23 protein-coding genes are annotated in these 24154 nt (G+C 65.5%); 19 read left to right on the forward strand and 4 right to left on the reverse strand.

The genetic code is table 11. The features are described from left to right. Positions 1-2869 (reverse strand): transcription-repair coupling factor (gene mfd, locus B3E91_RS01895; RefSeq protein ID WP_287028134.1); only part of this gene is annotated, 2869 nt, incomplete at its 3' end. 156 nt (positions 2870-3025) lie between these two features. Between mfd and B3E91_RS01900 the strand changes: the two genes are divergently transcribed. The 10 genes from B3E91_RS01900 to sthA all read left to right on the forward strand — a co-directional run bounded on the left by B3E91_RS01900 (position 3026) and on the right by sthA (position 13422). Then, on the forward strand, positions 3026-4474 hold the full coding sequence (locus tag B3E91_RS01900; RefSeq protein WP_273233028.1) for a glyceraldehyde-3-phosphate dehydrogenase: 1449 nt from the start codon (positions 3026-3028) through the stop codon (positions 4472-4474). 290 nt (positions 4475-4764) lie between these two features. Beyond that, complete coding sequence (locus tag B3E91_RS01905; RefSeq protein ID WP_287028175.1) at positions 4765-6102, forward strand: Na(+)-translocating NADH-quinone reductase subunit A; 1338 nt, start codon at positions 4765-4767, stop codon at positions 6100-6102. A 4-nt stretch (positions 6103-6106) separates the two neighbouring features. Further along, positions 6107-7315 carry an NADH:ubiquinone reductase (Na(+)-transporting) subunit B gene (locus B3E91_RS01910; RefSeq protein WP_287028136.1) on the forward strand — a complete coding sequence of 403 codons (1209 nt, stop codon included), beginning with the start codon at positions 6107-6109 and terminating at the stop codon, positions 7313-7315. Beyond that, a complete protein-coding gene (locus B3E91_RS01915) occupies positions 7308-8096 on the forward strand; it encodes a Na(+)-translocating NADH-quinone reductase subunit C (RefSeq protein ID WP_273233033.1) in 789 nt (262 codons plus the stop codon). Before B3E91_RS01910 ends, B3E91_RS01915 begins: the two co-directional genes overlap by 8 nt. Then, positions 8093-8767 (forward strand): NADH:ubiquinone reductase (Na(+)-transporting) subunit D, encoded by a 675-nt coding sequence (locus B3E91_RS01920; RefSeq protein ID WP_273233138.1) that lies wholly within the window; start codon positions 8093-8095, stop codon positions 8765-8767. Before B3E91_RS01915 ends, B3E91_RS01920 begins: the two co-directional genes overlap by 4 nt. Next, positions 8767-9375: an NADH:ubiquinone reductase (Na(+)-transporting) subunit E gene (nqrE, locus tag B3E91_RS01925; protein WP_273233035.1), complete on the forward strand. Its 609-nt coding sequence runs from the start codon at positions 8767-8769 to the stop codon at positions 9373-9375. The genes B3E91_RS01920 and nqrE overlap by 1 nt, the downstream gene beginning before the upstream one ends. A gap of 16 nt (positions 9376-9391) precedes the next feature. Beyond that, positions 9392-10615 carry an NADH:ubiquinone reductase (Na(+)-transporting) subunit F gene (gene nqrF / locus B3E91_RS01930; RefSeq protein WP_273233037.1) on the forward strand — a complete coding sequence of 408 codons (1224 nt, stop codon included), beginning with the start codon at positions 9392-9394 and terminating at the stop codon, positions 10613-10615. Beyond that, on the forward strand, positions 10608-11630 hold the full coding sequence (locus B3E91_RS01935; RefSeq protein ID WP_273233038.1) for an FAD:protein FMN transferase: 1023 nt from the start codon (positions 10608-10610) through the stop codon (positions 11628-11630). The genes nqrF and B3E91_RS01935 overlap by 8 nt, the downstream gene beginning before the upstream one ends. Continuing rightward, positions 11627-11857, forward strand: coding sequence for a (Na+)-NQR maturation NqrM (nqrM, locus tag B3E91_RS01940; RefSeq protein WP_273233039.1), 231 nt, complete (start codon positions 11627-11629; stop codon positions 11855-11857). Before B3E91_RS01935 ends, nqrM begins: the two co-directional genes overlap by 4 nt. A gap of 170 nt (positions 11858-12027) precedes the next feature. Then, positions 12028-13422 (forward strand): Si-specific NAD(P)(+) transhydrogenase, encoded by a 1395-nt coding sequence (gene sthA / locus B3E91_RS01945; RefSeq protein ID WP_273233040.1) that lies wholly within the window; start codon positions 12028-12030, stop codon positions 13420-13422. A gap of 224 nt (positions 13423-13646) precedes the next feature. Here sthA and B3E91_RS01950 read toward each other — a convergent pair whose 3' ends face one another. From B3E91_RS01950 to B3E91_RS01960, 3 genes are read right to left on the reverse strand one after another with little or no spacing between them, the layout of a single operon-like run. After that, complete coding sequence (locus B3E91_RS01950; protein WP_273233041.1) at positions 13647-14366, reverse strand: glycerophosphodiester phosphodiesterase; 720 nt, start codon at positions 14364-14366, stop codon at positions 13647-13649. A 4-nt stretch (positions 14367-14370) separates the two neighbouring features. Further along, positions 14371-14658, reverse strand: coding sequence for a phosphodiesterase (locus tag B3E91_RS01955; protein ID WP_090231280.1), 288 nt, complete (start codon positions 14656-14658; stop codon positions 14371-14373). After that, positions 14655-15239 (reverse strand): PilZ domain-containing protein, encoded by a 585-nt coding sequence (locus tag B3E91_RS01960; protein WP_273233042.1) that lies wholly within the window; start codon positions 15237-15239, stop codon positions 14655-14657. Before B3E91_RS01960 ends, B3E91_RS01955 begins: the two co-directional genes overlap by 4 nt. A gap of 261 nt (positions 15240-15500) precedes the next feature. On the opposite strand from B3E91_RS01960, the gene B3E91_RS01965 reads away from it, so the two are divergent. The 9 genes from B3E91_RS01965 to kdsB all read left to right on the forward strand — a co-directional run bounded on the left by B3E91_RS01965 (position 15501) and on the right by kdsB (position 24154). Further along, positions 15501-16754, forward strand: coding sequence for a lipoprotein-releasing ABC transporter permease subunit (locus B3E91_RS01965; RefSeq protein WP_287028137.1), 1254 nt, complete (start codon positions 15501-15503; stop codon positions 16752-16754). Next, complete coding sequence (gene lolD, locus B3E91_RS01970; RefSeq protein WP_287028138.1) at positions 16747-17430, forward strand: lipoprotein-releasing ABC transporter ATP-binding protein LolD; 684 nt, start codon at positions 16747-16749, stop codon at positions 17428-17430. The genes B3E91_RS01965 and lolD overlap by 8 nt, the downstream gene beginning before the upstream one ends. Continuing rightward, on the forward strand, positions 17430-18674 hold the full coding sequence (locus B3E91_RS01975; RefSeq protein WP_287028139.1) for a lipoprotein-releasing ABC transporter permease subunit: 1245 nt from the start codon (positions 17430-17432) through the stop codon (positions 18672-18674). Before lolD ends, B3E91_RS01975 begins: the two co-directional genes overlap by 1 nt. A 98-nt stretch (positions 18675-18772) precedes the next feature. Then, positions 18773-21040: a DNA internalization-related competence protein ComEC/Rec2 gene (locus B3E91_RS01980; RefSeq protein WP_287028140.1), complete on the forward strand. Its 2268-nt coding sequence runs from the start codon at positions 18773-18775 to the stop codon at positions 21038-21040. Between the two features lie 80 nt (positions 21041-21120). Continuing rightward, entirely contained in the window at positions 21121-21753 is a 633-nt protein-coding gene (locus B3E91_RS01985; RefSeq protein WP_287028141.1) for a MotA/TolQ/ExbB proton channel family protein, read from the forward strand. Continuing rightward, positions 21750-22181, forward strand: a complete 432-nt coding sequence (locus B3E91_RS01990; RefSeq protein WP_273233053.1) for an ExbD/TolR family protein — start codon at positions 21750-21752, stop codon at positions 22179-22181. The genes B3E91_RS01985 and B3E91_RS01990 overlap by 4 nt, the downstream gene beginning before the upstream one ends. Continuing rightward, entirely contained in the window at positions 22181-23185 is a 1005-nt protein-coding gene (lpxK, locus tag B3E91_RS01995; RefSeq protein ID WP_287028142.1) for a tetraacyldisaccharide 4'-kinase, read from the forward strand. The genes B3E91_RS01990 and lpxK overlap by 1 nt, the downstream gene beginning before the upstream one ends. 17 nt (positions 23186-23202) lie before the next feature. Continuing rightward, positions 23203-23388, forward strand: coding sequence for a Trm112 family protein (locus tag B3E91_RS02000; protein WP_090231271.1), 186 nt, complete (start codon positions 23203-23205; stop codon positions 23386-23388). A gap of 1 nt (position 23389) precedes the next feature. After that, the gene (kdsB, locus tag B3E91_RS02005; protein ID WP_287028144.1) at positions 23390-24154 is read left to right on the forward strand and encodes a 3-deoxy-manno-octulosonate cytidylyltransferase; all 765 of its coding nucleotides are present in this window, start codon (positions 23390-23392) and stop codon (positions 24152-24154) included.

Raw genomic sequence — 24154 nt, forward strand, 5'->3', positions numbered from 1 at the left:
CGGCGCCGCGGATTTCCAGGTCATGGGTCGCCAGGACGAAGCCGGCGCCGAGGTCCTGGGCGTTGGCGATGGCTTCGAGGCGCTTCTGCGCATCGTCGGTCATCTGCTTGCGCGGCGGCGTGAGCAGATAGGCGTAGGCCTGGTGATGGCTGCGCCCGACGCGCCCGCGCAACTGGTGCAGCTGGGCCAGGCCGAACTTGTCGGCGCGCTCGATGATGATGGTGTTGGCATTGGGCACGTCGATGCCGGTCTCGATGATGGTCGAGGCCACCAGCACGTTGAAGCGCTTGTGATAGAAGTCGCCCATCACCTGTTCCAGCTCGCGCTCGTGCATCTGCCCGTGGCCGATGCCGATGCGCGCCTCGGGCACCAGTTCGGCCAGGTCGGCGGCGCACTTCTCGATGGTCTTCACGTCGTTGTGCAGGTAGTAGACCTGGCCGCCACGCAGCAGCTCGCGCAGCAGCGCTTCCTTGATCGTCGGCTTGTTCTGCTCCATGACGAAGGTCCGCACCGAGAGCCGGCGCGCGGGCGGCGTGGCGATGATCGACAGGTCGCGCATCCCGGCCACCGCCATATTCAGCGTGCGCGGGATCGGCGTGGCGGTGAGGGTGAGGATGTCCACCTCGCTGCGCAGCGCCTTGAGCTGTTCCTTCTGGCGGACGCCGAAACGGTGTTCCTCGTCGATGATCACTAGGCCGAGGTTCTTGAACTTGACGTCCTCGGACAGCAGCTTGTGCGTGCCAATGACGATGTCCACCTGGCCTTCGCCCAACTGCTGCACGGCCTCGCCGACCTCCTTGGCCGACTTGAAGCGGCTCATCACCTCGACCTTCACCGGCCAGTCGGCGAAGCGGTCGCGGAAGCTGTTGTAGTGCTGCTGGGCGAGCAGGGTGGTGGGCACCAGAACCGCCACCTGACGGCCGCTGTGCACGGCGATGAAGGCGGCGCGCATGGCCACTTCGGTCTTGCCGAAGCCGACGTCGCCACAGACCAGTCGATCCATCGGCTTGGGCGCCAGCATGTCCTCGCGCACCGCCTCGATGGCAGTCTGCTGGTCGGGCGTCTCCTCGAAGGGGAAGCCGGCGCTGAAGGTTTCGTAATCCATCTTCGGATCGTCGAATGCGTAACCTTCGCGGGCGGCGCGGCGGGCATAGATGTCGAGCAGTTCGGCAGCAACGTCGCGGACCTGCTCGGCGGCCTTGCGCTTGGCCTTCTGCCAGGTTTCCGAACCGAGCCGGTGCAACGGCGCCAGGGCATCGTCGCTGCCGGTGTAGCGGGCGATCAAGTGCAGGCTGGCGACCGGCACGTAGAGCTTGGCTTCCTCGGCGTACTGCAGGGCGAGGAATTCCGCGGCCTGGCCCTCAATCTCCAGGGTGATCAGGCCGAGGTAGCGGCCGACGCCGTGGTCGATGTGCACGACCGGCGCACCCTCGCGCAGTTCGGTGAGGTTCTTGATGACGTTGTCGCCATCGTGCTGCCGCTTGTCGCGGCGCCGGCGCTGCATGATCCGCTGGCCGAACAGCGGGCTTTCGGCGACCAGCGCGAGCGCCGGCGTCTCCAGCAGCAGGCCTTCGTCCAGCGGCGCGATGGCGATCGCCAGGCGCTCCTCGCCGGCGACGAAATCGGCCCAGCCCTCGACCTGCTGCGGTTTCAGCTTGAGCCGCGCGAGCAGCTCCAGCAGCACCTCGCGGCGCCCGGCGGTCTCGGCGGTGAACAGCACGCGGCCGGAGAATTCGTCGAGGAAGCGCCGCAACGCGCCCAGCGGCTCGCTGGCCTTGGCCTCGATGGCCAGGTCGGGCAGGGCGGATGCGGGGAAGCGCTCGCGGCCGACACCGGTTTCCAGGTCCTGCTGGCCGGCGACCACCCGCGGCCAGTTCTTCAGGCGGGCGAAGCAATCCTCCACCGGCAGAAATACGTCGGCCGGCGGCAGCAACGGGCGCTCCGGGTCGACGCGGCGGTCCTCGTAGCGGTTGCGCACGTCGTTCCAGAACTGCTCGGCGGCCTGCTCGATGCCCGGCAGCGAGAACACCTGGGTGTCCTGCGGCAGGTAGTCGAACAGCGTCGCGGTTTCCTCGAAGAACAGCGGGATGTAGTACTCGATGCCGGCCGGGGTGATGCCGCTGGCCAGGTCCTGATAGATCGGGCAGCGGCGGAAGTCGACGTCGAAGCGCTCGCGGAAGCGACCGCGGAAGTCGGTCACCGCCTTCTTGTCCAGCGGGAATTCGCGCGCCGGCAGCAGGCGGATCGACTCGACCTTGTCGATCGAGCGCTGGGTCTCCGGATCGAAGGTACGCAGCGTCTCGATCTCGTCGTCGAACAGGTCGATGCGGTAGGGCAGCGAGCTGCCCATCGGAAACAGGTCGATCAGCGCGCCGCGCACGGTGAACTCGCCGTGCTCGTAGACGGTGTCGACGTAGCGATAGCCGGCGGCTTCGAGGCGCGCGCGCAGCATCTCGACGTCGAGCTTCTGGCCGACGTCCATCACCAGGCTGGTGCCGAGCAGGAAGCGCGTGGGCGCGAGCCGATGTAGGGCCGTGGTGATCGGTACTACCAGGACGCCGTGCTGCAACTCGGGCAGGCGATAGAGCGCGGCGATGCGCTGGGAAATGATGTCCTGGTGCGGCGAGAACAGGTCGTAGGGCAGGGTTTCCCAGTCGGGAAAGTGCAGCACCGGCAGTTGCGGGGCGAAGAAGCGCAGTTCCTCCTGCAGGCGTTCGGCGCTCTGGCTGTCGTTCGTCAGCAGCAGGGTGAAACGTTTGGCGGCGCTGGCGGCCTCGGCGATGGCCAGGGAGAGCGCGGCACCAGGCAGGTTGCCCCAGTACTGCTTGCCGGCGGCGGACGGGAGAAGCGGGAGGCGCAATACAGGCACGTGGGGTCTTGGCTCCGGAGAGAAAGTTGAGCGCAGGGATTGTAACTATCCGGGGCGACGGCTGTCAGTGTCATGGTCGCTGCGATTGCCGGCCGATCTGAGCGTCGGCATAATGTAGCCCCTTTTTACAGCCCCTACATATGGAAGGTACTGCCCGTGAATCAGAAGCCCGACCAGTGTCTTGGTGAATGGATCGATCGTGAGGCTCTTGCGGAAACCATGATTCCGCTGATCGGCCAGCTCTACCGCAACAACAATGTGGTGATCTCCATCTATGGCCGCAGCCTGATCAACCGTTCGGTCATCGAGATCCTCAAGGCGCATCGCTTCACGCGCCACCGCCAGGCAGACGAGACCGAACTCTCGGTCCATGACACCTTCCCGATCCTGAAGACCATGAGCGAGCTCAAGCTGGGCGCCGCTTCGGTCGATCTGGGCAAGATGGCCGCGAAATTCAAGGACGGCAAAGGCGACCGCAGCGTCGAGCAGTTCGTCCGCGAAGAACTCGCCGATGTCATCGGCAAGCAGAACGAAACCCCGCACAAGGGCAAGGACGTGGTCCTCTACGGCTTCGGCCGCATCGGTCGTCTGCTGGCACGCATCCTGGTCGAGAAGACTGGCGGCGGCGAAGGCCTGCGCCTGCGCGCCATCGTCGTTCGCAAGGGCGCCGAAAACGACCTCGCCAAGCGCGCCAGCCTGCTGCGCCGCGACTCCGTGCACGGCTCGTTCTACGGCACCATCATCGTCGACGAAGAGAACAACACGCTCAACGTCAACGGCAACCTGATCAAGGTGATCTACTCCAACGATCCCTCGACCGTCGACTACACCGCCTATGGCATCCAGGACGCGCTGCTGGTCGACAACACCGGCAAATGGCGCGATGCCGAAGGCCTGTCCCAGCACCTCAAGTGCCCGGGCGTGGACCGCGTGGTGCTCACCGCACCAGGCAAAGGCAAGCTGAAGAACGTCGTCCATGGCATCAACCATGGCCAGATCACCGACGAAGACAAGATCGTCTCCGCGGCGTCCTGCACCACCAACGCCATCGTGCCGGTGCTCAAGGCGGTCAACGACAAGTTCGGCATCGTCAACGGCCACGTCGAAACGGTTCACTCGTACACCAACGACCAGAACCTGATCGACAACTTCCACAAGGGCAACCGCCGTGGTCGCAGCGCCGCGCTGAACATGGTGATCACCGAGACCGGCGCCGCCACCGCTGCGGCCAAGGCGCTGCCGGAACTCGCTGGCAAGCTGACCGGCAACGCGATCCGCGTGCCGACGCCGAACGTCTCCATGGCGATCCTCAACCTGAACCTGGAGAAGGGCACCAGCCGCGAAGAGATGAACGAGTACCTGCGCTACATGGCGCTGTATTCGGATCTGCACAACCAGATCGACTTCGTCAATTCGCCGGAAGTGGTTTCCACCGACTTCGTCGGTTCGCGCTACGCCGGCGTGGTCGATGCCGAAGCCACCATCTGCAGCGACAACCGTGTCGTCCTGTACGTCTGGTACGACAACGAGTTCGGCTACAGCTGCCAGGTCGTTCGCGTGATGGAAGACATTGCCGGGGTCAACCCGCCGGCGTTCCCGCGCTGATACAGCACCTTGCCTGATACAAAACGGGAGCCTTGGCTCCCGTTTTGCATTTGGTGCAGCCGGAATGGCCTCCGGCGCCGTTTTTCGCCCTCGCTGGCACGCGCAAAAGTATCATTCGGTGGCTTTTGTAGCATTTCTTCCCCGCATCTTTGTTAGAGCGAAGCTATCATCGAGCGCTTTTTTACTGCGGAAACTCAATTGGGGTGATCGCCCATCAGGAGTTCGCCGTGCTCTAGAGCATGCGCCGAGATGCGTGTAATACTTTGAAAAAAATGGAATTCAGGCCTCCCATGATTACGATAAAGAAAGGGTTGGAGCTGCCTATCAGTGGCGCGCCAGCACAGCGCATCGAGCCTGCCAGGCCGATACGCAGTGTCGCGGTGATAGGTCCGGACTATCACGGTATGAAGCCAAGCATGGCTGTTCAGGTAGGGGACCGGGTTCAACTCGGCCAGGTCCTGTTTTCGGACAAGGCGTCGCCTGGCGTGAGCTTCACCGCCCCGGCAGCCGGTGTGGTCAGCGCCATCCATCGTGGTGAGAAGCGCGTTCTTCAGTCGGTGGTGATCGACGTCGACGGCGACGACGCAGTGCGGTTCGAGGCCTGTCCGGCGGAGCGGCTCGGGCAGCTGGAGTCCGCCGAGGTGCGTCGCCTCCTGCAGCGGTCCGGTTTGTGGACGGCATTGCGAACTCGCCCGTACAGCAAGGTGCCGGCAGTCGACGCGACGCCGCACTCGATCTTCGTCACTGCCATCGACACCCATCCGCTGGCTGCTGACCCGCTGCTGGTGATCGGCGAGCAGCCCGAGGCGTTCGCCAATGGTCTGACCGTTCTGACCCGTCTCGCCGGCGTCCATCTGTGCAAACGTCCGGGTGCCGAGTTGCCCGGCGAGAGCCTGCCCGGCGTGCGTGGAGAGGCGTTCGCCGGTCCGCACCCGGCCGGACTGGCCGGCACGCATATCCACTTCCTCGACCCGGTGAGCAGTACGAAGAGCGTCTGGAGTCTGGGCTATCAGGACGTCATTGCCATCGGCAAGCTGTTCGTCGAGGGCCGCCTGTGGACGGAGCGCGTGGTGGCGCTGGGCGGGCCTGCCGTGGAGCAGCCGCGGTTGCTGCGGACCCGCCTGGGCGCAAACCTCGACGAGCTGACCGCTGGCGAGCTGCTTCCTGGTGTCAGCCGGGTGATCTCCGGTTCGGTGTTTGGCGGGCGCACGGCCCACGGCGCCTTCGCCTTTCTCGGCCGCTATCACCAGCAGATCAGTTGCCTGGCCGAAGGGCATCAGCGCGAGCTGCTGCATTACCTGCGTCCGGGCCGTGATCGCCATTCGGTGTTGAATATGTTCGTTTCGCGGTTGTTCAAGAGTGGCAAATTCACGTTCACCACTTCGACCAACGGTAGCGCGCGGGCGATGGTGCCGGTAGGCAACTACGAACAGGTGATGCCGCTGGACATCCTCGCGACCCAGTTGCTGCGTTCGTTGATCGTCGGTGATACCGAGATGGCACAGAAGCTTGGCTGCCTGGAGCTGGACGAGGAAGACCTGGCCCTGTGCAGCTACGTCTGCGCCGGCAAGTACGAGTACGGCCCGATTCTGCGGGATAATCTGGCACGCATCGAGAAGGAGGGCTGACCTCATGGGTATCCGCGCATTCCTCGACAAGATCGAGCACAACTTCGAAAAAGGCGGCAAGTACGAGAAGTGGTACGCGCTCTATGAAGCGGTCGACACATTCTTCTACAGCCCGGCCAGCGTTACCCGTGGCACGTCCCACGTGCGCGACGGCATCGACCTCAAGCGCATGATGATCATCGTCTGGGCCTGCACCTTCCCGGCGATGCTGTTCGGCATGTGGAACCTCGGCTTCCAGGCCAACCGCATCTACGCCGCCAGCCCTGAGCTGCTCGCCGCCCAGGAGGGCTGGCGTTTCGGCCTGATCGGCAGCCTGGCTGGCTTCGACCCCGCCAGCCTGTGGGACAACATCATCCAGGGCGCGGTGTATTTCCTGCCGATTTACGCGGTGACCTTCATCGTTGGCGGCTTCTGGGAGGTGCTGTTCGCCTCGATGCGTGGCCATGAGGTCAATGAAGGGTTCTTCGTCACCTCGATCCTGTTCGCGCTGATCCTGCCGCCGAGCATTCCGCTCTGGCAGGTGGCGCTGGGCATCAGCTTCGGTGTGGTGCTGGGCAAGGAGGTGTTCGGCGGCACCGGCAAGAACTTCCTGAACCCGGCCCTGACGGGGCGTGCCTTTCTGTTCTTCGCCTATCCGGCGCAGATGTCCGGGGATGCGGTGTGGACGGCGGTGGACGGCTTCGCCGGGGCCACGGCGCTGAGCCAGGCGGCGAGCGGTGGAGTCGAGCAATTCGCTGGCAACCTGTCCTGGAGCGATGCCTTCCTCGGCTTCATGCAGGGTTCGATCGGCGAGACCAGCACCCTGGCGATCCTCATCGGCGGCGCGGTGCTGTTGATCACGCGCATCGCCGCCTGGCGTATCGTCGCCGGCGTGATGATCGGGATGATTGCCACCAGTCTGCTGTTCAACGCCATCGGTTCGGCGACCAACCCGATGTTCGCCATGCCCTGGTACTGGCATCTGGTGATCGGCGGTTTCGCCTTCGGCATGATCTTCATGGCGACCGACCCGGTTTCGGCGTCCATGACCAACACCGGCAAGTGGATCTTCGGCGCGGTGATCGGCCTGATGGTGGTGCTGATTCGCGTGGTCAACCCGGCCTTCCCCGAAGGCATGATGCTGGCGATCCTGTTCGCCAACCTGTGTGCGCCGCTGATCGACCACTTCGTCGTGCAGGCCAACATCAAGCGGAGGCTGGCACGTAATGTCTAGTCAGAAGGAATCTACGCTGCGGACACTGCTCGTGGCGGTGCTGGTGTGCCTCGTCTGCTCGGTGTTCGTCGCTGGCGCAGCGGTGGCGCTGCGCCCGACCCAGGTGGAAAACCGCCAGCTAGACAAGCAGCGCAGCATCCTTGCCATCGCCGGGCTTGGCCGGGCGGGCATGTCGGCTAATGAGGTCAAGGCGCTGTTCGCCGAGCGTATCCGCCCACGGGTGGTGGATCTGGAAACCGGGCACTTCACCGACGAGAAGGACCCTGCCACCTACGATCCGCTGAAGGCAGCGAAGGACCCGCAGGAATCCGAGGCGCTGGAAGGCGCGGCGGACATCGCTTCGATCAAGCGGCGGGAGCGCTACAGCACCGTGTACCTGGTGGAAGACGGGGGCAAGCTGAACACGCTGGTGCTGCCGGTGCGCGGTTATGGCCTGTGGTCGACGCTGTATGGCTTCATGGCGGTCAAGGGCGATCTCGATACGCTGGTGGGCCTCGGTTTCTATCAGCATGGCGAAACGCCGGGCCTCGGCGGGGAGGTGGACAACCCGAAATGGCGTGCCCAATGGACGGGCAAGACACTCTACGACGAGGACGGCAAGCTGGCCATCCAGGTCATCAAAGGCGGCGTGGACCCGCAGAGTCCCAATGCCACTCACCAAGTCGACGCTCTTGCCGGCGCAACCCTGACCAGCAACGGGGTGAACAACCTCGTACATTTCTGGCTCGGCAAGAACGGGTTCGGCCCATTCATCACCAACCTTAAAGCCGGGGAGGCCTGATCGTGGCGCAGCCGACAATAAAAGAAGTCCTGCTTAATCCCGTCTTCAACAACAACCCGATCGGCCTGCAGATCCTCGGTATCTGCTCGGCTCTGGCGGTCACCTCGAACCTGAAGACGGCGTTGGTAATGTCCGTCGCATTGACGCTTGTGACCGGTTTTTCCAACCTGTTCATCTCGATGATCCGCCGTCAGATTCCCAGTTCGATCCGCATGATCGTGCAGATGGTGATCATCGCCTCGCTGGTGATCGTGGTCGACCAGGTCCTCAAGGCCTATGCCTTCAGCCTGGCCAAGCAGCTTTCGGTGTTCGTCGGGCTGATCATTACCAACTGCATCGTGATGGGCCGCGCCGAAGCCTTCGCCATGGCCAACCCGCCGCTGCTGTCGTTCTTCGACGGCATCGGTAACGGCCTGGGCTACAGCGCGATGCTCATCGTGCTAGGCGTCGTTCGTGAGCTGTTCGGCGCCGGCAAGCTGCTCGGTATCGAGATCATCCCGCTGGTCAAGGACGGCGGCTGGTATCAGCCCAACGGCCTGCTGCTGCTACCGCCGTCGGCGTTCTTCCTGATCGGGCTGATCATCTGGGCGCTGCGTAGCTGGAAGAAGGAACAGCGCGAGGCGCCGAGCTACCGCATCGCGCCGCAGGTTTCCCGCGAGGAGGCATACTGATGGAACATTACGTCAGCCTGCTGGTGCGTTCGATCTTCGTCGAGAACATGGCACTGGCCTTCTTTCTCGGCATGTGCACCTTCATCGCCATCTCGAAGAAAGTGGAAACCGCCATCGGCCTGGGTATCGCCGTGGTGCTGGTGCAGACCATCACCGTGCCGGCGAACAACCTGATCTACACCTATCTGCTCAAGGATGGCGCGCTTGCCTGGGCCGGGCTCCCGGAGGTGGACCTCAGCTTCCTCGGGTTGCTCAGCTACATCGGCGTGATCGCCGCCATCGTGCAGATCCTCGAGATGCTCCTGGACAAGTACGTGCCCTCGCTCTACAACGCGCTCGGCGTGTTCCTGCCGCTGATCACGGTGAACTGCGCGATCATGGCCGGCTCGCTGTTCATGGTCGAACGTGACTACAACCTCGCCGAAAGCACCGTCTACGGCGTGGGCTCCGGGTTGTCGTGGGCGCTCGCCATCGCGCTGCTCGCCGGTATCCGCGAGAAGCTCAAGTACAGCGATGTGCCGGAGGGGTTGCAGGGGCTGGGTATCACCTTCATCACCATCGGCCTGATGTCGCTGGGTTTCATGTCGTTCTCCGGCGTGCAGCTGTAACGGAAGGGACGCACAGATGAATTACGAGATTTTCCTCGCCATCGGCATGTTCACCGCCATCGTCCTGTCGCTGGTGGCGGTGATCCTGATGGCCCGTGCCAAGCTGGTGTCCAGCGGCGACGTCAGCATCCAGATCAACGGCGAGCGCACCATCACCGTGCCGGCCGGCGGAAAGCTGCTGCAGACCCTGGCGGCGAACAATATCTTCCTCTCGTCGGCCTGTGGCGGCGGCGGCACCTGTGCCCAGTGCAAGTGCATCGTCGAGTCCGGCGGTGGCGAGATGCTGCCCACCGAGGAGTCGCATTTCTCCAAGCGCCAGGCCCGAGAAGGCTGGCGCCTGTCGTGCCAGACGCCCGTCAAGCAGGACATGAGCATCGAGGTCTCGGAAGAGGTCTTCGGCGTGAAGAAGTGGGAGTGCACCGTCGAGTCCAATCCCAACGTCGCCACCTTCATCAAGGAACTGACCTTGCGCCTGCCCGAGGGCGAGAGCGTCGACTTCCGCGCCGGCGGCTACGTGCAACTGGAGTGTCCGCCGCACGAGGTTTCCTACACGGACTTCGACGTTCAGCCGGAATATCGCGGCGACTGGGATCGCTTCAACCAGTGGCAGCACGTGTCGAGGGTCGAGGAACCGGTGATCCGCGCCTATTCCATGGCCAACTACCCGGACGAGAAGGGCATCGTCAAGTTCAACATCCGTATCGCTTCTCCGCCTCCAGGCAAGCAGGGCATTGCTCCGGGGCAGATGTCGTCCTGGGTGTTCAACCTCAAGCCGGGCGACAAGGTCACGGTCTACGGGCCCTTCGGCGAGTTCTTCGCCAAGGACACCGAGGCCGAGATGGTCTTCATCGGCGGTGGTGCCGGCATGGCGCCGATGCGTTCGCACATCTTCGACCAGCTCAAGCGCTTGGGCAGCAAGCGCAAGATCAGCTTCTGGTACGGCGCGCGCTCGCTACGCGAGGCGTTCTACGTGGAGGAGTACGACCGGCTGCAGGAGGAGAATGAGAACTTCACCTGGCACCTGGCGCTTTCCGATCCGCAGCCCGAGGATAACTGGAGTGGCTACACCGGCTTCATCCACAACGTGCTGTACGAGCAGTACCTCAAGGACCATCCGGCCCCCGAGGACTGCGAGTTCTATATGTGCGGCCCGCCGATGATGAACGCCGCGGTGATCAAGATGCTGACCGAGCTGGGTGTCGAGCGCGAGAACATCCTGCTGGACGACTTCGGTGGCTAGATCGCCGCTGCGTCTGGCCGTTCTGCTGGTGCTGAGCACGGCGCTCGCCGGCTGTGGCGACTCGCTGGAGAGTTTCGGCGGGCCGACCATGGGCAGCACCTACTCGGTGAAGTACGTGCGCGGCAGCGGCATGCCCTCGGTGCAGGAGTTGCAGCCGCAGGTCGAAACCATCCTCGCCGACGTCGATCGGCACATGTCGACCTACCGTGACGACTCGGACATCGAGCGGTTCAACGATGCACCGGCTGGCACCTGCCAGAAGATGCCGGACGACGTACTCCAATTGGTGCGCTTTGGCGAGACGCTGTCCCAAGCCAGCGACGGTGCCTTCGACCTGACCGTGGAGCCCTTGCTCAACCTGTGGGGGTTCGGCCCGCGGGCGAAGGGTGACCGGGTGCCGAGCGCCGATGAGCTGCAGGCGGTGCGTGCGCAGTTCGGCCACCAGCGGCTGAGCATCCGGGATGACCGGTTGTGCAAGGACGGCCCGATCCAGGTCGACTTCAATAGCATCGCCGCCGGTTATGCGGTGGACCGTATCGCCGCGCGGTTGCAGCAGCTTGGTGTGAAGAGTTACCTGGTGGAGGCCACCGGCGAACTCAAGGCGGTTGGTCGCAAACCTGACGGCTCGCCCTGGCGCATCGCGATCGAGGCGCCGCAGACCGATGCCCGGGTCGCGCAGAAGATCCTTGCGCTGGATGGTTACGGCGTTTCCACCTCCGGGGACTACCGCAACTACTTCGAACAGGACGGCCAGCGCTACTCGCACACCATGGACCCCCGCAGCGCGGCACCGATTCGCCATTCGCTGGCCGCGGTGACCGTCATCGACCGTGCAGCATTGCGTGCCGACGGCTTGTCTACCCTGCTCATGGTGCTCGGTCCCGAAGCCGGCGCCGCTTTCGCCGAGCGCGAGCAGATCGCCGCGTTCTTCGTGACTCACCAGGGTGACGGCTTCGTTACTCATAGCAGCTCCGCCTTCGATCGTTTGCTGGTGGAGCAGGGGGACGAACCATGATCTGGCTCGCTGCATTCACTGTCATGTTGCTGGTCGTGGGCGGTATGGCGATCGGCGTGATGGCCGGGCGCAAGCCGCTCGCAGGCTCCTGCGGCGGCATCGCCGCGCTAGGTATCGAGAAAGAGTGTTCGATCTGTGGCGGTGACCGGCAGATCTGCGAAGAGGTCAACCGCGGTGCCGACGATGTAGTGGACGCGAAGCTCGCCTACGACGCCACCAAGCGCTAATGTGCTGCGCGAATCGATTCGCCTACGTTCCAGCCTGACGCTCGTGAACCTGCTGCCAGCGGGCATGCGATGTGGTCGCCGGGGGAGCGGGCATCGAAAGAAGCGGTAGCCCCTGGCGCCGCGACCCTGTCGGGAGGCGTGACGCGTTCCGACTCGTTCAAGGAGTAAATATGGCGGTCTACAGCTACGACGTGGTGGTACTGGGTTCCGGCCCCGCGGGTGAAGGCGCGGCGATGAACGCTTCGAAGGCAGGGCGCAAGGTCGCGGTGATCGATGATCGTCCCCTGGTCGGCGGCAACTGTACCCACCTCGGCACCATACCCTCCAAGGCGCTGCGTCACTCCGTCCGGCAGATCATGCAGTTCAATACCAACCCGATCTTTCGCCAGATCGGCGAACCGCGCTGGTTCTCTTTCCCCGATGTGCTCAAGGACGCCGAGCGCGTCATCGCCAAGCAGGTCGCCTCGCGCACCGGCTACTACGCGCGCAACCGCATCGACACCTTCTTCGGCACCGCCAGCTTCGCCGACGAGCAGACCGTCGAAGTGGTCTGCCTGAACGGCGTGGTGGAAAGGCTGGTGGCCAAGCAGATCGTCATCGCCACCGGCTCGCGACCCTATCGTCCGGTGGACATCGACTTCAGCCACCCGCGGGTCTACGACAGCGACACCATCCTGCAACTGAACCATACGCCGCGGCGGTTGATCATCTACGGCGCCGGGGTGATCGGCAGCGAATACGCCTCGATCTTCAGCGGGCTTGGCGTGCTGGTCGACCTGATCGACAACCGCGACCAGTTGCTCAGCTTCCTCGACGACGAAATCTCCGATGCGCTGAGTTATCACCTGCGCAACAACAACGTGTTGATACGCCATAACGAGGAGTACGAGCGCATCGAGGGGCTGGACAACGGGGTGATCCTGCACCTGAAGTCCGGCAAGAAGATCAAGGCCGACGCCTTGCTCTGGTGCAACGGGCGGACCGGCAACACCGACCGTCTCGGCCTGCAGAACATCGGCGTGAAGGTCAACAGCCGCGGGCAGATCGACGTCGACGAGCACTACCGCACCAGCGCCTCCAACGTCTATGCCGCGGGCGACGTGATCGGCTGGCCGGCGTTGGCCAGCGCCGCCTACGACCAGGGCCGCTCGGCGTCGGGGAGCATCGTCGAAAACGACAGCTGGCGGCATGTCGACGATGTGCCGACCGGCATCTACACGATTCCGGAGATCAGCTCGCTGGGTAAGACGGAGCGTGAGTTGACCCAGGCGAAGATTCCCTACGAGGTCGGCAAGGCCTTCTTCAAGGGCATGGCGCGCGCGCAGATCGCCGTCGAGCCGGTGGGCATGCTGAAGATTCTCTTCCACCGCGAGACGCTGGCGATCCTCGGCGTGCACTGCTTCGGTTATCAGGCCTCGGAAATCGTCCACATCGGCCAGGCGATCATGAACCAGCAGGGCGAGGCGAACACCCTGAAGTACTTCGTCAACACCACCTTCAACTACCCGACCATGGCCGAAGCCTACCGGGTCGCGGCGTTCGACGGGCTCAACCGGCTTTTTTGAGCAACTCCGGCCGGTGGCCTGAGCCGGCCGGGGAGAATCCCTTCGGCGACTCCCGCACGTGGCAATGGCCGAATCGGGAAAGTTTCTGAACAGGCCGAGAGAACCGATCCGCGAGGATCGGTTTTTTTATGGCCGGGGGATGGGGTCTTTAGGGGGGGCTGGTGGGCTGAAGCCCACCCTACGGCGTACCCCCTGTAGGGTGGGCTTCAGCCCACCACTCGTAATCAACGCTGCAGCGTCGAAACCGCCGTGCCCGGGAAGTCGGTGATGATGCTGTCGACGCCGAAGTCGGCGAGACGGCGCATCAGGGCCGGTTCGTTCACCGTCCATACCGAGACGTGCAGGCCTTGTTTCTGCGCCTTCTGCAGCCGCTCGGGGGTACACAGCGTCCAGTTCAGCGCGAGCAGGCTGCAGCCATGCTGCTTGGCGACTTTCAGCGGATCGAGCCAGTTGTACTCGGCCACCAGGCCGCGGGAGATTTCCGGCGTCAGGCGGTTGAGGGCGCGCAACACTTCGCGTGAGCTGGAGGTGACGGTGACCTTGTCGATCAGGCCATGGCGCGTAGCGAGTTCCTGGATCGCCAGCACGGTACGCGCCGCGCGCACCCGCGAAGCGCTCTTGACCTCCAGCTGCCAGTGCTCGAACGGGCATTTCTCGAACAGCTCGGCCAGTCGCGGAATCGGCGCCGGCTGCAGCCAGCCCGGACCGCCCTGGCGCGCGTCGTAGTCGACCAACTCGTCGGCGTCGTGTTCGACCACCTTGCCGCGGCGGCCGGTGGTGCGTTTCAGGGTCGGGTCGTGGATCACCATCAGCTCGCCGTCGCGCGACAGGTGCAGGTCCAGTTCGCAGCGGCGCACGCCGTGCTCCAGGCATTTCTGGAAGCCGGCGAGGGTGTTCTCGGGGGCTTCGCCCTTGGCGCCGCGATGGCCGTAGATCAGGGTCAAGAGGTCATTCCTTGAGGTTGTGGGGCTGGTGGTGACGGACGCTGTCGATCACCCGGCCGCTTTCGAAGTAAACGGAGAACTCGCGATAGTCCCAGCGGGTGATCGGCGGTCGGCCGACGGCCGGGTGCTCCTCGTCGGCCAGGCCGAAGCGTTCCAGCACGGCGCGTTGCGAATCGCCGCGGGCGGGCAGGGCGAGGTCCGCCCGACCCTGTTCCCCGAGGGGGATTTCGAGGGTCTGGGCACGCAACCCGCCCGCACAGAGCAGGGCGATCAGCAGAAGCGCGCGCTTCATGCGTCGGTACTGGGGCGTTGCAGCGCCTGGCGCCGGTCCAGTGCCTGCTTCTGCAGGATGTGCCGGGCGAGCAACTGGCGCTGGGCTTCGGTGAGCCCTTCGAACTCGGTGCCGATCTCGAATTGCCCGTCGGCCTTTTCCTGGCAATGGATCACTTCGGCGCGCAGCAGCAGGCCAAGCGCCTGGGGCATCAACACCATCTTGATCGCCAGCTGCCTGCCCACCGGGATTTCCCGCGGATTGTCGAAGCCGATGCCGCCCTCGGACAGGCTCACCTGCTTCGGTGAGCCGACGTCACGCAGGAGATTCTGCGCCAGCGCCTGGCCGAGCAGGTCGATGCGCTTGTTGATCACCTTGAGGTAGTTGGCCAGGGTGCGGTCGCGCTCGCCGATGTGGCGCAGCAACTGTTGCGATTCGAAGTCCGCCAGGTGCAGGTCGCTGAGCAGGTTGAACAGCGGCGAGGCGTCGTGCAACGCCTCCCGGGTCTGGGCTTCGGCGCCCGACAGAAGGTGAAATTCCAATGCGATCGTGTCGTCGATACGGTAGTATTCGCGGCGATCATCGGTGTCTGAGGGCGGCATGGCGGTCCCATGGCAGCAGTGATTGGCTGAGTGTAAGGCCGCGCATCGTGCCCTGCTACATCGGCTGTCAAAAGCCGCATTTCGTACCTTGCATTCGCGGCGTACGGGAACCGGACAGGGGAGTGCCGTTGTCACACGGCGCACGCATTCAACATGACGTAACACCTCCAGCCTCTGCACTGCGTCGTTTGCCTGCACACTTCGTCCGCGTTCGTTTCGTCACTTGATGGACGTTCCCTTTCCAGCGAACAAGCCCCCGACATGTTCAGACCCCTGTCAATCTTCATCGGCGCGCGCTACACGCGGGCCAAGCGGCGCAACCATTTCGTTTCCTTCATTTCCCTGACCTCGATGATCGGGCTCGCCCTTGGCGTGCTGGTGATGATCGTGGTGCTGTCGGTGATGAACGGTTTCGACTACGAGATGCGCACCCGCGTGCTCGGCATGGTGCCGCACGCGACCCTCGAATCCCCGCAACCGATTCCCGACTGGCACGCGCTGGCTACGCTCGCGGAGGCCAATCCGCAGGTCGCCGCGGTGGCGCCGTTCACCCAGATGCAGGGCCTGCTGACCAACAACGGCCAGGTGCAGAAGGTGCTGATCGATGCGGTCGACCCGCAGTTCGAGCATCGGGTTTCGATCATCGACCAGTTCTTCCTGCCGGGAAAAGGCAACCTCGACGCCCTGCAGTCGGGCGGCTTCGGCATCGTCATCGGCGATCGCGCGGCGCAGAAGCTCGGTGTCGACATCGGTGACAAGTTGACCTTCGTCGCCCCGGAAGTCGCGGTGACGCCGGCCGGGATGTTCCCGCGGATGAAGCGCTTCACCGTGGTCGGGATCTTCCACGTCGGCGCCGGCGAGCTGGACGGCTACCTGGCGCTGACCCACCTGGACGCCGCCGCGCGCCTCAAGCGCTGGAAACCGGACCAGGTGCAGGGCGTGCGCCTCAAGTTGCACGACCTGTTCCAGGCGCCGCGCGTGGCCTACCAGCTCGCCAACAGGCTCGGCCCGGATTACTACGCTCGCGACTGGACGCGCACCCACGGCAACCTCTACCAGGCCATCGGCATGGAGAAGGCGATGATCGGCCTGTTGCTGTTGCTGATCGTCGCGGTCGCCGCGTTCAACATCATTTCCACGCTGGTGATGGTGGTGACCGACAAGAAGTCGGACATCGCCATCCTGCGCACCCTGGGCGCCACGCCGCGGCAGATCATGGCGATCTTCATGGTCCAGGGCACCGTGATCGGCGTGGTCGGCACGCTGATCGGCGCGGTGCTCGGCATCCTCGCGGCGCTCAACGTCAGCGCGATGATCGCCGGCCTCGAGCGGCTGCTGGGGCACAAATTCCTCAGCGCCGAGGTGTATTTCATCGATTACCTGCCCTCGCGGCTGATGGCCGAGGACGTCGTCCTGGTCTGCTCCGCCGCGCTGGTCCTGAGTTTTCTCGCCACCCTTTATCCGGCCTGGCGTGCCTCGCGCACCCAACCAGCGGAGGCTTTGCGTTATGAGTGATAAGGCAGTCCTGAGTTGCCGCAACCTGGGCAAGCGTTACGAACAGGGCCCGGTGGCGGTCGACGTGCTGGCCGGTGTGCAGCTGGAGCTGCATCCGGGTGAGCGCATCGCCATCGTCGGCACCTCCGGTTCCGGCAAGAGCACGCTGCTCAACCTGCTCGGCGGGCTGGATACGCCGAGCCAGGGCAGCGTCTGGCTGGCCGGCGAGGAACTGTCCGCGCTGAACGAGAAGGCGCGCGGCCTGCTGCGCAACCGCGCGCTGGGCTTCGTCTACCAGTTCCACCACCTGCTGCCGGAGTTCACTGCACTGGAGAACGTCTGCATGCCGCTGCTGATCGGCAAGACCTCCATTGCCGAAGCGCGCCAGCGCTCTACCACGCTGCTCGAGCGCGTCGGCCTCGCCCATCGCCTCGAGCACAAGCCGGCCGAGCTGTCCGGCGGCGAGCGCCAGCGCGTGGCCATCGCCCGGGCGCTGGTCAACAATCCGGCGCTGGTGCTGCTCGACGAGCCCACCGGCAACCTCGACAACCACACCGCCCACGGCATCCAGGAGATGATGCTGGAGCTCAGCCGCTCCTCGCAGACCGCCTTCCTGGTCGTTACCCACGACCTGCAACTGGCGCAGCAGATGGACCGCGTGCTGCGCCTGGAAGACGGCAAGCTGGTGGCCGCCTGATGTTCCGCCCGCTCTCGATCTTCATCGGGCTCCGCTACACGCGGGCCAAGCGCCGCAACCACTTCATCTCGTTCATCTCCTTGACCTCGATGATCGGCCTGGCGCTCGGCGTGCTGGCGATGATCGTGGTGCTCTCGGTGATGAATGGCTTCCAGCAGGAGATGAGTTCGCGGATTCTCGGCATGGTGTCCCACGCCACCTTGTTCGCCGACAAGCCGCTGGACGACTGGAAGGTCGTTGCCGACGCGGCGATGAAGAACCCAGAAGTCACCGGCGCGGTGCCCTTCGCCGAACTCGAGGGGATGATTTCCTTCAAGGGTGCGATGCAGCCGTTGCAGGTCAACGGAATCGATCCGCAGGAAGAACCCAAGGTCTCGATCATCGGCCAGCACATGGTCCAGGGCAGCGTCGACGACCTCAAGGCCGAGCAGTTCGGCGTGGTGCTCGGGGAGATCACCGCGCGCCGTTTCGGCCTGCGCATGGGCGACAAGGTCACCCTGATCGTCCCCGAGCTGAGCAGCGCGCCCGGCGGCATCAGCCCGCGCATGCAGCGGCTCACCGTGGTCGGGCTGTTCAAGGTGGGCGCCGAGCTGGATGGCTCGCTGGCGCTGGTGCACATCGCCGATGCCGGAGAAATCCAGCGCCTGCAGCCGGGCCAGGTGCAGAGCGTGCGGCTGGCGCTGAAGGACCTCTACCGCGCGCCCGAGGTGTCCACTGCGATCGCCGGCGGCCTGGGCCAGGGCTACCGCGCCGACGACTGGACCCACACCCAGGGCAGCCTGTTCAGCGCGATGAAGATGGAGAAGACCATGATCGGCCTGCTGCTGATGCTGATCATCGCGGTGGCGGCGTTCAACATCATCGCCACGCTGATCATGGTGGTCGCCGACAAGCGTGCCGACATCGCCATCCTGCGCACCCTCGGTGCCACGCCGCGCCAGGTGATGGCGATCTTCATGGTCCAGGGCAGCGTGATCGGCTGCATCGGCACGCTGATCGGCGGCGTGCTCGGCGTGCTCGCCGCCATTAACATCAGCAGCCTGATCGCCTGGCTCGAAGGTGCGCTGGGCATGCGCATCCTCAGCTCCGACCTGTATTTCATCAGCTCGTTACCCTCGAAGCTGGAAGTCTCCGACGTGGTGTTGATCTGCGCGGTGGCGCTGATCCTCAGCTTCCTCGCCACGCTCTATCCGGCCTGGCGCGCCTCGCGCACGGAGCCCGCCGAAGCGCTGCGGTACGAGTGACCCACGGCAGCGCCCTGCTCGTGGGGCGCGGCTAACCTGCATGGATCGTTTCACCCGCCTGGCCGCATCCCGCGGCCGTATCACGGAGTCGATCCAGCATGCGCACAGGGATGGTTGCGCTCGCCGCGGGGCTGCTGCTTCCGCGTTTTCTCCCCGTCTTGCCACAAACCCCCTGGCTGATCGGTCTCGCGCTGATCGGCCTGCTGTCGCTGGGCTTTCGTCGCCATCGTCTGGCGCTGTTCTGTCTCGGGCTGGCCTGGGCCTGCGTGTCCGCACAATTGGCGCTGGACGATCGTCTGGCGCCGGAACTGGACGACCGTACGCTGTGGCTGGAAGGACAGGTCGTCGGCCTGCCAGCGGTGTCCGACGAGGTGGTGCGCTTCGAGCTGGCGGGGGCCGAATCGCGCCGCGTGCGGCTGCCGCAGCGGATGCGCCTGGCCTGGTACGGCGGCCCGGCGCTGCGGGCGGGTGAACGCTGGCGCCTGGCGGTGCACCTGAAGCGCCCGCATGGGCTGGTCAATCCGCAATTCTTCGATTACGAGGCGTGGCTGCTGGCCCAGCGTATCGGCGCCACCGGCACGGTGAAGAGCGGCGAGCGCCTGGCGCCGGCCCAGGGCATCGGTGCCTGGCGCGATGGCCTGCGACAACGGCTGCTGGCATTGCCGGCGTTCGGGCGCCAGGGCGGGCTCACGGCGCTGGTGCTGGGCGACGACTCCGGCCTTTCCAGCGCCGACTGGCAACTGCTGCAGGACACCGGAACGATTCACCTGATGGTGATCTCCGGTGGCCACGTCAGCCTGATGGCCGGGCTGGTCTACGGGCTGATCGTCCAGCTGGCGCGTCACGGGCTGTGGCCGCAGCGTCTGCCCTGGCTGCCCTGGGCCTGCGCGTTGGGTTTCTCCGCGGCGCTCGGCTACTCGCTGCTGGCCGGCTTCGAGGTGCCGATCCGCCGTGCCTGCATCATGCTCGCGGTGGTGCTGGTCTGGCGCCTGCGTTTTCGCCACCTCGGCGTGTGGACCGCGCTGCTGCTGGCCTTCGATCTGGTGCTGTTGATCGAGCCGCTCGCCAGCCTGCAGGCGGGTTTCTGGCTGTCCTTCGGCGCGGTGGCGATCCTCGCCCTGACCTTCGCCGGTCGCCTCGGTGCCTGGAGCGCCTGGTGCACGCTGGGGCGGGCGCAGTGGGTGATGACCATCGGCCTGCTGCCCGGCTTGCTGGCGCTCGGGCTGCCGGTCAGCATCAGCGGCGCGCTTGCCAATCTGATCGCGGTGCCCTGGGTCAGCTTCGTCGTGTTGCCACCGGCGCTGCTGGGCACGCTGCTGCTACCGGTTCCCTGGCTGGGCGAAGGGCTGTTCCAGCTGGCGGGCGGTCTGCTCGAGTTGCTGTTCCTGATCCTGGCGCCCATGGCGCGCTGGTGGCCTGCCTGGCTGCCGACGGCGGTTCCGCTGTGGGCCTGGCTGCTCGGCACCTTCGGCGCCTTCCTGTTGTTGCTGCCCAGCGGGGTGCCGTTGCGGGCATTCGGCCTGGCATTGCTGTTGCCGATGCTGTTTCCACCGTCCGGCGCGCCGCCCGAGGGGCGGGCCGAGGTCTGGCAGTTCGACGTGGGGCAGGGGCTTTCGGTCCTGATTCGCACGCGCGGCCACGCCTTGCTCTACGACGCCGGCCCGCGCTATGGCGATTTCGACCTCGGCGAGCGGGTGGTGCTGCCGTCGCTGGCCAAGCTGGGCGTGCGCCGGCTCGACCGGCTGCTGCTCAGCCATGCCGATTCGGACCATGCCGGCGGCGCCCTGGCGATCCAGCGTGGCCTGGCGCCGGCGGAGGTCATCAGCGGCGAGCCGGACCGCTTGCCCGCATCGCTCCAGGCCCGGTCGTGCGTCGACGGCGCCCGTTGGCAGTGGGACGGCGTGCGCTTCAGCACCTGGCGCTGGGGTGGGGCGACGACGGGCAACCAGGCGTCCTGCGTGTTGAAGGTCGAGGCCAATGGCGAGCGCATGCTGCTCACCGGCGACATCGATATCCAGGCCGAGCGCGCGTTGATCGATGCCGGCCGTGACCTGCGTGCCGAGTGGCTGCTGGCGCCGCATCACGGCAGCCGCAGTTCTTCGTCGATGGCCTTCCTGCAGGCGGTGCAGCCGCGCGCGGTGCTGTTCTCCCGCGGGCAGCACAATGCCTTCGGCCACCCGCATCTGACGGTCGTCGCGCGTTACCGGGCGCTCGCCATCGCGCTCCACGACAACGTCGAGGAGGGCGCTCTGCGCATCGAACTGGGTGCCTTCGAGCCCGCCTGGCCGCTGCGCGCGCAGCGTCGGTTCTGGCGCGGCCCGCTTCCTCCCGAGGCCGCGCAAAGCCCCGCCAGACACGCGCCTTGAGACGCCGCGTTGCGCAGTTGCTCAAGCCTTGGGAACCCTATGCTAGAGTGGCGCCATTTTTCGCGAAGGGGGTCGTTGCCGTGTGGGAACTGGTCAAAGCGGGCGGCTGGATTATGCTGCCCATCATCCTCAGCTCCGTGGTCGCCCTGGCCATCGCTGCCGAACGTCTCTGGACCCTGCGCGCGAGCCGCGTCTCGCCGCCGCACCTGGTCGGGCAGGTCTGGCGCTGGATCCAGGAAGGCCAGCTGGGCAGCCTGCGGCTCAAGGAGCTGCGCGCCTCTTCGCCGCTGGGTGAAGTGCTCGCCGCCGGCCTCGCCAACTCCAAGCACGGCCGCGAGATCATGAAGGAAAGCATCGAGGAAGCCGCCTCGCGGGTGATCCACGAGCTGGAACGCTACCTCAACACCCTCGGCACCATCGCCGGCATGGCGCCGCTGCTCGGCCTGCTGGGTACCGTGCTCGGCATGATCGAGATCTTCAGCGCCTTCAATGCCGCCGGCCAGACCAACGCCGCCGGCCTCGCCGGTGGTATCGGCAAGGCGCTGGTGACCACCGCGGCGGGCTTGATCGTCGCCATCCCGGCGCTGTTCTTCCACCGCTTCCTGGTGCGTCGCGTCGACGAGCTGGTGGTCGGCATGGAGCAGGAGGCGATCAAGCTGGTCGAGGTGGTGCACGGTGATCGCGACGTCGACTTCAACGAGGGCAAGGCGTGAAGTTTCGCAGACGTCGCGTGCGGGAAAACATCGAGCTCAACATGGTGTCGTTGATCGATATCGTGTTCGTCCTGCTGCTGTTCTTCGTGGTCACCACCACCTTCACCCGCGAGACCAACCTCAAGGTCGACTTGCCCGAGGCGGTCAGCGGCGAGCAGACCACGCCCTCGGAGCTCAAGCAGCTGGAAATCCTCATCGACGCCACCGGCAGCTACGCGCTGAACGGCCAGGCGTTGCTGAAGAACGACCTGGACGGCCTGATGACCGCGCTGCAGAAGGAATCCGCCGGCGACAACAGCCTGCCGCTGACCATCAGCGCCGACGGCAAGACCCCCCACCAGGCGGTCATCACCGCGATGGATGCCGCCGGCAAGCTCGGCTTCTCCCATCTGCGCCTGACCACGGTCGAGGCCACGGCGAAACCCTGATGGTCCTGCGCGATAGCCTGCTCGACGCCTGGTACCGCGGACATCCGGCGCTGGCACTGCTGCGTCCGCTGGAGGCGCTCTACCGTGGCGTGGTGCGGCGTAAGCGCGCGCGTTTTCTTGCTGGAGAGGGCTCGATCTACCGGGCGCCGGTACCCTTGATCGTGGTCGGCAACGTCACGGTGGGGGGCACCGGCAAGACGCCGATGATCCTCTGGCTGATCGAGCACTGCCGCGCGCACGGCCTGCGCGTCGGCGTGGTCAGTCGCGGCTACGGCGCCCGGCCTCCGCAACTGCCCTGGCGCGTGCGTGCCGGGCAGAGCGCCGAACAGGCGGGCGACGAGCCGCTGATGATCGTCCAGCGCAGCGGCGTGGCGCTGGTGATCGACCCCGATCGCGCGCGCGCGGTGCGCGCGCTGGTGGCCGACGAAGCGCCCGACCTGATCCTCTGCGACGATGGCCTGCAGCATTATCGCCTGGCGCGCGACCTCGAACTGGTGTTGATCGACGCCGCGCGTGGTCTCGGCAACCGTCGCTGCCTGCCCGCCGGCCCGCTGCGCGAGCCGGCCGAGCGCCTCGCCGAGGTCGACGCGGTGCTGTTCAACGGTGCAGGCGAGGACAGCGCCGAGGGTTTCGCCCTGCAGTTGCATCCTTCGGCGCTGGTCAACCTGCGCAGCGGCGAGCGCCGTCCGCTCGATCATTTTCCGCCGGGGCAGGCGTTGCATGCCCTGGCCGGCATCGGCAACCCCCGGCGTTTCTTCGCCACTCTCGAGGCGCTAAACTGGCGCCCCATCGAGCACGCCTTCGCCGATCACGCCCGCTACACGGCGGAGCAGCTGCAGTTCAGCCCCGCATTGCCACTGCTGATGACCGAAAAGGACGCGGTGAAATGCCGTGACTTCGCCGCCGAGGACTGGTGGTACCTGGCGGTCGAAGCGCAGCCTTCCAGCGCCTTCATCGCCTGGTTCGATTCCCGACTGGCGCACCTGCTACCCGAACGTCTCTGACTCCCGAGGAACTTTCCATGGACCTAAAACTGCTCGACATCCTGGCCTGCCCGGTCTGCAAGGGCCCGTTGAAGCTCAGCGAGGACAAGACCGAGCTGATCAGCAAGGGCGCCGGCCTGGCCTATCCGATCCGCGACGGCATCCCGGTGATGCTGGAGAGCGAAGCGCGCAGCCTCAACGTCGATGAGCGCCTGGACAAGTAAGATGACTGCCGATTTCACCGTGGTCATCCCGGCGCGCTATGCCTCCAGCCGCCTGCCTGGCAAGCCGTTGCAGGAGATCGCCGGCAAGCCGATGGTCCGTCACGTCTGGGAGCAGGCCCGCAAGAGCGCGGCCCGGCGCGTGGTGATCGCCACCGACGATGAGCGCATAGTCGCGGCTTGTCGCGCGTTCGGTGCCGACGTGCTGCTGACCCGCGCCGATCACAACTCCGGCACCGACCGACTGGCCGAGGTGGCGACGCAACTCGGCCTGGCCGACGACGCCATCGTGGTCAACGTGCAGGGCGACGAACCGCTGATTCCGCCGGTGATCATCGACCAGGTCGCGGGCAACCTCGCGGCGCATCCCGAGGCCGGCATCGCCACCCTGGCCGAGCCGATCGAGGACGTCGCGTCCCTGTTCAATGCCAACGTGGTCAAGGTCGTCAGCGACCTCGACGGCCTCGCGCTGACCTTCAGCCGCGCGCCGCTGCCCTGGGCGCGCGATGCCTTCGCCGTCAGCCGCGAGCAGCTGCCGGATGGCATTCCCTACCGCCGCCACATCGGCATCTATGCCTACCGCGCGCGTTTCCTCTTCGACTTCGTCGCCTGGGGGCCCTGCTGGCTGGAAAGCGCCGAGTCGCTGGAGCAGCTGCGTGCGCTCTGGCACGGGGTGCGTATCCATGTCGGCGATGCGCTGGAGGCGCCGCCCACCGGGGTGGATACGCCGGAAGACCTGCAGCGGGTTCGCCGTCTGCTGGGAGGCTGA

It is taken from the genome of Pseudomonas sp. UBA6310 (genome assembly GCF_002438225.1).
Classification (GTDB): domain Bacteria; phylum Pseudomonadota; class Gammaproteobacteria; order Pseudomonadales; family Pseudomonadaceae; genus Pseudomonas_O; species Pseudomonas_O kuykendallii.

Bases quoted from the DNA above. Each gene is read 5' to 3' on its own strand.
- kdsB (WP_287028144.1), top strand. From the start codon at position 23,390: ATGACTGCCGATTTCACCGTGGTCATCCCGGCGCGCTATGCCTCCAGC.
- sthA (WP_273233040.1), top strand. From the start codon at position 12,028: ATGGCGGTCTACAGCTACGACGTGGTGGTACTGGGTTCCGGCCCCGCG.
- nqrE (WP_273233035.1), top strand. From the start codon at position 8,767: ATGGAACATTACGTCAGCCTGCTGGTGCGTTCGATCTTCGTCGAGAAC.
- B3E91_RS01975 (WP_287028139.1), top strand. From the start codon at position 17,430: ATGTTCCGCCCGCTCTCGATCTTCATCGGGCTCCGCTACACGCGGGCC.
- B3E91_RS01980 (WP_287028140.1), top strand. From the start codon at position 18,773: ATGCGCACAGGGATGGTTGCGCTCGCCGCGGGGCTGCTGCTTCCGCGT.
- lolD (WP_287028138.1), top strand. From the start codon at position 16,747: ATGAGTGATAAGGCAGTCCTGAGTTGCCGCAACCTGGGCAAGCGTTAC.
- B3E91_RS02000 (WP_090231271.1), top strand. From the start codon at position 23,203: ATGGACCTAAAACTGCTCGACATCCTGGCCTGCCCGGTCTGCAAGGGC.
- B3E91_RS01965 (WP_287028137.1), top strand. From the start codon at position 15,501: ATGTTCAGACCCCTGTCAATCTTCATCGGCGCGCGCTACACGCGGGCC.
- nqrM (WP_273233039.1), top strand. From the start codon at position 11,627: ATGATCTGGCTCGCTGCATTCACTGTCATGTTGCTGGTCGTGGGCGGT.
- B3E91_RS01955 (WP_090231280.1), bottom strand. From the start codon at position 14,658: ATGAAGCGCGCGCTTCTGCTGATCGCCCTGCTCTGTGCGGGCGGGTTG.
- lpxK (WP_287028142.1), top strand. From the start codon at position 22,181: ATGGTCCTGCGCGATAGCCTGCTCGACGCCTGGTACCGCGGACATCCG.
- B3E91_RS01915 (WP_273233033.1), top strand. From the start codon at position 7,308: ATGTCTAGTCAGAAGGAATCTACGCTGCGGACACTGCTCGTGGCGGTG.
- B3E91_RS01910 (WP_287028136.1), top strand. From the start codon at position 6,107: ATGGGTATCCGCGCATTCCTCGACAAGATCGAGCACAACTTCGAAAAA.
- B3E91_RS01960 (WP_273233042.1), bottom strand. From the start codon at position 15,239: ATGCCGCCCTCAGACACCGATGATCGCCGCGAATACTACCGTATCGAC.
- nqrF (WP_273233037.1), top strand. From the start codon at position 9,392: ATGAATTACGAGATTTTCCTCGCCATCGGCATGTTCACCGCCATCGTC.
- B3E91_RS01905 (WP_287028175.1), top strand. From the start codon at position 4,765: ATGATTACGATAAAGAAAGGGTTGGAGCTGCCTATCAGTGGCGCGCCA.